Source organism: Pseudoduganella sp. RAF53_2 (assembly GCF_052113985.1).
Classification (GTDB): domain Bacteria; phylum Pseudomonadota; class Gammaproteobacteria; order Burkholderiales; family Burkholderiaceae_D; genus Rugamonas.
In genome coordinates this window covers 1-6,449 of record NZ_JBFRDW010000340.1, presented here as the reverse complement: position 1 = coordinate 6,449, position 6,449 = coordinate 1, and the positions used below count along the sequence as shown (strand labels likewise).

Genomic DNA, 6,449 nt, shown 5'->3' with positions numbered 1-6,449 from the left:
ATCTACAAGGGCACCGTTGGTCCGGACGTCATCGACATCCGCAAACTGTACGGCGCTACCGGCAAGTTCACCTATGACCCGGGCTTCATGTCGACCGCGTCCTGCAATTCCACCATCACCTACATCGACGGTGACAAGGGCGAACTGCAATACCGCGGCTACCCGATCGAGCAACTGGCAGTGAACGCCGACTTCATGGAATCCTGCTACCTGCTGCTGAACGGCGAACTGCCGAACGCAGCGCAGAAGAAAGAGTTCGTAGATACCGTGACCAAGCACACGATGGTTCACGAGCAGATGCAGTTCTTCTTCCGTGGCTTCCGCCGCGACGCGCACCCGATGTCCGTGCTGGTTGGCACCGTCGGCGCGCTGGCATCGTTCTACCACGACTCGCTGGACATCAACGATGCCAAGCAGCGTGAAATCTCCGCGATCCGCCTGATCGCCAAGATGCCGACCCTGGTCGCCATGGCGTACAAGTATTCGATCGGCCAGCCGTTCATGTACCCACGCAACGACCTGTCGTACTCCGCGAACTTCATGCGCATGATGTTCGGTAACCCATGCGAAGAGTACAAGGTCAACGACGTGCTGGTGCGCGCTCTGGACCGCATCCTGATCCTGCACGCAGACCACGAGCAGAACGCTTCCACCTCGACCGTGCGTCTGGCTGGCTCCTCGGGCGCCAACCCGTTCGCCTGTATCGCTGCCGGTATTGCTTGCCTGTGGGGCCCTGCCCACGGCGGCGCCAACGAAGCGGCACTGAACATGCTGAAAGAAATCGGCACCGTTGAGAATATCCCTGCCTTCATCGCTCAGGTGAAAGACAAGAATTCCGGCGTCAAGCTGATGGGCTTCGGTCACCGCGTGTACAAGAACTTCGACCCGCGTGCGAAACTGATGCGCGAAACCTGCTACGAAGTGCTGAACGAACTGGGCCTGCAGGACGACCCACTGTTCAAGCTGGCCATGGAACTGGAAAAGATTGCACTGAACGACGAATACTTCGTTTCCCGCAAGCTGTATCCAAACGTGGACTTCTACTCGGGTATCGTTCAATCGGCCCTGGGTATTCCAGTTTCCCTGTTCACCGGTATTTTCGCAATGGCCCGTACCATTGGCTGGATCGCCCAGTGGAACGAAATGATTGCCGACCCAGAACAGAAAATCGGCCGTCCACGCCAGCTGTTCGTCGGTTCCACCGTTCGCGACGTACCACCACTGAAAGACCGCAAATAATCATTTGCCGCTTCAGTAAAAAAGCCAACCTGCGGGTTGGCTTTTTTTATATCACGTGCGCCATTCGCGCTAATATTCCCGCATTCATCATCATATTGGCAATCACCACGCCAACAATCCAGCGCAAGCTGCGATTATGTTCTTCCCTCATCAAATCGATCGCATGATTGAACTCCGTGCGTAGCTGATTAATCTCGTGATGAAACTCTGTGCGCAGCTGATTAATACTGAGTGTAAATTCATTGCGCAATGGATCTATATCGCGTTTGCGTTCTTCGCGAATCGCCGCTATTTCCTGATGAATTGCCATAAGCGTCGCATTGATGGCGGTCAACGCTTTATCGTTGTTTTCCACGGCTACCTCAAGCTTGGTAATTCTGTTCTCATAAGTTTCCAACCCGTCGTTTATGGCGCACCCCCGATGAGATAGTTCAGGCACTGTAGCCCACGCGATGGGCGGCGGTGTTGAGCTAGGACAGGTAGGGCAGTGAAAAGTTCAATGAGCTGTTTTATGGTGCGAACGTGCCAGATATTGGCATATTCAGAGAGCGGTGAGCCATTTTTCCAGGTCGGGCCGGGGCAGTGGGCGGGAGATGAAATTGCCCTGCATGCTGCTGCAGCCGTGCGCGGCGAGGAAGTCGTGCTGCGCTTTATTTTCGACGCAGGTAGCGACCACTTTGAAGTTCAGGTTATGCCCGATATCGAGCATGGTCTTGGCCAAAGCCGCGCTGCGTCCGATATTGCGAATTGGCCCGAAACTCATTTTCAGTCGCCGTACCTGCATCGCACCCAGGCAAGCGATATTTGATGCGCCGGCACCGAATTCATCAATATTCAGGCCAATGCCGAGTTTGTGCACGCCATGTGCCAGCCGTTGCGCCCGTTCCGGATTATTCATCAGCTGCGATTCCTTCAGCTCAATTTCCAATCGTTCCGGATTCAAGCCATAGTGTTTCACGCGTCGGGCAATATGCGGCAAATAATCGCGCTGACTGAATTCGCGATTCGAGGAATTAAAGGAAATGGGCACCTCGTCGAATCCTAAATAGGCCAAACGGCCCAGCGTTTCACAAACGTCTTCCAATACGCGCCGTCCAATAGGAATGATCAAGCCATTTTCTTCGGCATCGGGTAAAAAATCGCCGGGTAATAATTCTCCGTGCTCGGGATGGCGCCACCGCAATAAAGCTTCCAATCCCTGCAATTTACCGGTCGAAACACAGACATGCGGCTGATAAAGCAGATAAATATCTTCGCCATTTACCGCGTCGCGTAAAGCCGATTCCATTTTCTGGCGCGCCTCGGAGCTGGATGCCATATCCGGCGAATAAAAATGCACCGCTCCCGGACCGGCGCCTTTGCCGGTATACATGGCCGCATCGGCCGCCTTCAGCAGCGTAGAAAAACTATCGCCATCCTGCGGATAAACCGCCACGCCCATGCTTGCGCCCACGGACAAATCCCGCCCATCAATATGCAAGTCCTCCCCCAAAGCCTGGCGCACGCGCTCGATCATGCGCAAGGTGAAGCGCAGCGATGGTTGCTCCGCCAATACCAGCACGAACTCATCTCCGCCCAGCCGGGCCACCGTATCCGTGTCGCGGACCGCTTCGCGCAGGCGCAGGGCGATTTGCTTCAGCACCTGGTCGCCCGCGTCATGGCCCATGGTGTCGTTGATTTCCTTGAATTTGTTCAGATCGAGCAGGGCGACCGCCACATGCCCGCCCGTGCGATGCGCGGAGTGGACGGCATGTTCCAGCCGGTCGCGTAGCAGAGTCCGGTTCGCCACGCCGGTCAGCGCATCGTGCGTCACCTGATGCTCCAGTTGGGAGGTGCGTTCCTTCAGCGCTGTAATATCCTCGATAATGCCGATGAAATGCGTCACACGCCCGCCGCCGTCGCCCACCGGGGTCACCGACAGCTGATTCCAGAACACCTGGCCATCCTTGCGCCGGTTGCGGAATACCACCGAGCAGGGGCGATGCGCCATCAGCGCATCATGCAGGGCCGCGCGCTGCGGATCGTCCAGGCCCGGCGCGGCCATCAGCCGCGAATCGAGGCCCAGCACCTCGTCCGCGTTATAGCCGGTAATCCGCTCGAAGGCCGGGTTGACATATTCGATCGGATTGTTGTCGCCATCGCAACGGGTAATTACCACGCCATTGCTGGCCGCATGCAGCGCCCGTTCGCGCAGCTCCAGCGCTTCCTGCTGGCGGTAGCGCGGACCGAGGTCGACGCCCATGCCGCACAGATAATCCTGGCCGCTGGTGCGCAGCCGGGTACCAAATAAGAGGTAGGGGAGGTCACGTCCGTCGAAGCGCAGCCGCGCTTCCAGCTGCACTTGCTCCTGCTGCTGGAATACAGTGCAGAAAGCTTCCGCGACCTTGGGACGGTCGGCCGGTTCCACCAGGTCCAGCATATGGACAGTGCGCAGCTGCGCCGCGCTGAGGCCCGTGGCGAATTCCAGCCGCTTATTCCAGAGAATGAAGTGTCCCGCCTCATCAAGCACGTAAAACGTACTGGCGAGCAGATTCATGATGTCCATGAGCGGGACAGCGCCGACCCGAGCCTGGTCTGTGTCCATATTTTCCCCGACATTGKTTATGTTATTGTTGTTGCCGGCGAAATAACGATGGGCGGATGCCGGCTGTCCTGGCCCACTTATTTGCAAGTAGCTAGTTTAGCTAATTTGGCGTTGAGTGCCGCGCGTTTGGGGCCGCTCCGCGCCGCTTATTTGAAGGAGGCGTGCTTGTTCTTTACCCGCGTTTTCTGCACCATTCTCGCTCTGCTGCCTATGGCGGCGTGGGCAATTCCCAATACTGTCGATACCCGCCTTTTGTCCGAGCCCGCGATCTCGGGCGATCACATTGCATTTATCTATGGTGGTGACTTGTGGCTCGCTAACCACGACGGCGGCGGCGTGCGACGACTGACGTCTGACATCGGCGAAAAGTCCAATCCCGTGTTTTCGCCGGACGGCAAGCTGATTGCCTACAGCGCTCAGGTGGATGGCAATACCGATGTGTATGTGCTGCCGGTCAGCGGCGGCATCCCGCAGCGCCTGACCTGGCATCCCGGCGCGGACCTGGTGCAAGCCTTCACGCCCGATTCGCGCCATGTGATGTTCACGTCGCCCCGAGCGGCCTTTAACAACCGCTATCGCCAGCTATACACGGTGCCCGTTTCCGGCGGCGTGGAGACGCAGCTGGAGATCCCCAACGCAGCGCGCGCCGCCTATTCGCCGGACGGCAAGCGCATCGCCTACAACCCGACTTCGCCGGCCTTCCTGCAATGGAAGCGCTATCGTGGCGGTCTGAATTCCGTGCTCTGGCTGTTCAATGGCGCGGACCGCTCGGTTGAGAAAATTCCGCAGCCCGAAACGCGCGTCAACGATGTCGATCCGATGTGGATCGGCGACAAGGTCTACTTCCGCTCCGACCGCGTGGGCGAGTTCAATCTGTGGGTGTACGACACGCGCACGAAAGCGGTCAGCCAGGTGACACGGCACGTGGACTTCCCCGTGCTGAATGCGGCGGCCTACGGCAATCACATCGTCTACGAACAGGCGGGCTATCTGCATATGCTCGATCTCGACAACGGCGGCGACAAGCGCCTCGTGATTGGCGTGAGCGCAGATCTTGGCCTGTCGCGCGAGCGCTGGGTGCGCGGCGCTAAGTACATCCGAGATTCCTCGCTGTCGCCATCGGGTGCGCGCGTGGCGTTTGAATTCCGCGGCGATATCCTCACGCTGCCCGCAGATAAAGGCGATGTGCGCCATTTGACCCAGTCGCCCGCTGTGCACGAGCGCGGTCCGGCATGGTCGCCCGATGGACGCCAGGTCGCTTACTTCTCCGACGAGTCGGGGGAGTATGCGCTGCATGTGCGCCAGCAGGATGGCAAGGGCGAAGTCCGCAAGTACAAGCTGCAGGGTGCAGGTTTCTATGAACGCGCGTCCTGGTCGCCGGACTGCAAGAAGATCGCATACATCGACAACAGCTGGTCGCTGTACGTGATCGATCTCGCAAGCGGCGCGATCAAGAAGATCGCTACGGAACCGATCTACGGCGTGAACAAATCGCTGTATGCAGCCTGGGCGCCGGATTCGCGCTGGATCGCTTACACGCTCAACTCCCTCACTTACACGCGTACCGCTTATATCTATGCGCTGGACGAGAACAAATCGTATGCCGTGACCGATGGCTTGTCCGATGTCGCCAGTCCCGTATTCGATAAGAACGGCAAATATCTCTATTACTTCGCTTCGACCGATGCGGGACCGAGCAACAACTGGTTCTCTCTGGAGAATGAGGACAACCGCGTTACGCGCACGATCTGGATGACGGTACTGCGCAAGGACTTGCCTTCGCCGCTGATCAAGGAAAGCGATGAAGAGAAGGGCGCGCCGAAGGAACCGCCGCCGCCAGAGAAGGAAGCGGCAGCGGACAAGAAGGAAGCGCCAAAAGACGAGAAGCCGCCGGTCGATCCGGTCACTGGCCGCGACGATCCAAAAGTGAAGCTGAAGGTCGTGGCGCCAATCCGTATCGACTTCGATGGCATCTCGACCCGCATGGTCGACCTGCCGCTGCCAGCGTCGCAGTATTTTGATTTGCAGGCCGGTGCGGAAGGCCAGATCTTCTTCCTGCGCGAAAGCGATGGCAAGAAACAGGTGCAGCGCTTTGATCTGAAAGAGCGCAAGGCTGAAACCCTGGTCGCGGAAGCGGACGATTTCGAAGTCAGTGCGGACGGCAAGAAGCTGCTGCATCGCCTGAAGGAAAACTGGGCAATGGGCTCGGCCACCGGCAAACTGCTGTCGCCGAGCGAAGGCAAGCTGCGCATCGATGCGCTGGAGGTCAAAGCCAATCCGCGCGCCGAGTGGACGCAGATTTATAACGAAGCCTGGCGTATCAATCGCGATTACTTCTACGATCCGCATATGCACGGCGTGGATTGGGCGAAGATGCGCGACAAGTATGCCGTCTTCCTGCCTGATCTGGCTTCGCGTGCGGATCTGAACCGCGTGATCCAGTGGCTGTGCAGCGAGCTGTCGGTCGGCCATCATCGCGGCGGGGGAGGGGATAACTTTGTCGATGCGCGCCCCGTGCCCGGCGGCCTGCTGGGTGCGGATTACGAGATCGCTAATGGCCACTACCGCTTCCGCAAAATCTACGGTGGCCTGAACTGGAATCCTACTTTGCGCGCACCGCTGACGG

General features: G+C 58.3%; 4 protein-coding genes. 2 read left to right on the top strand and 2 right to left on the bottom strand.

Features of this window, described 5'->3' with window-relative positions; all coding sequences use genetic code 11:
* Nucleotides 1-1,239, top strand: a 1,239-nt coding sequence (gltA, locus tag AB4Z11_RS19360; protein WP_442026987.1) for a citrate synthase, incomplete at its 5' end; no start/stop codon positions are given.
* A gap of 46 nt (nucleotides 1,240-1,285) precedes the next feature.
* On the opposite strand, the gene AB4Z11_RS19355 is transcribed toward gltA, so the two are convergent.
* Both AB4Z11_RS19355 and AB4Z11_RS19350 read right to left on the bottom strand, forming a co-directional pair.
* Entirely contained in the window at nucleotides 1,286-1,594 is a 309-nt protein-coding gene (locus AB4Z11_RS19355) for a hypothetical protein (RefSeq protein ID WP_442026986.1), read from the bottom strand.
* A gap of 186 nt (nucleotides 1,595-1,780) precedes the next feature.
* Complete coding sequence (locus AB4Z11_RS19350; RefSeq protein ID WP_442026984.1) at nucleotides 1,781-3,823, bottom strand: putative bifunctional diguanylate cyclase/phosphodiesterase; 2,043 nt, start codon at nucleotides 3,821-3,823, stop codon at nucleotides 1,781-1,783.
* Nucleotides 3,824-3,988: 165 nt separating this feature from the next.
* Here AB4Z11_RS19350 and AB4Z11_RS19345 point away from each other — a divergent pair.
* On the top strand, nucleotides 3,989-6,449 hold a 2,461-nt coding region (locus tag AB4Z11_RS19345), incomplete at its 3' end, for a S41 family peptidase (protein WP_442026983.1).

Coding starts and splice junctions, on each gene's coding strand:
- AB4Z11_RS19350 (WP_442026984.1), bottom strand. CDS start 3,823: ATGGACACAGACCAGGCTCGGGTCGGCGCTGTCCCGCTCATGGACATC.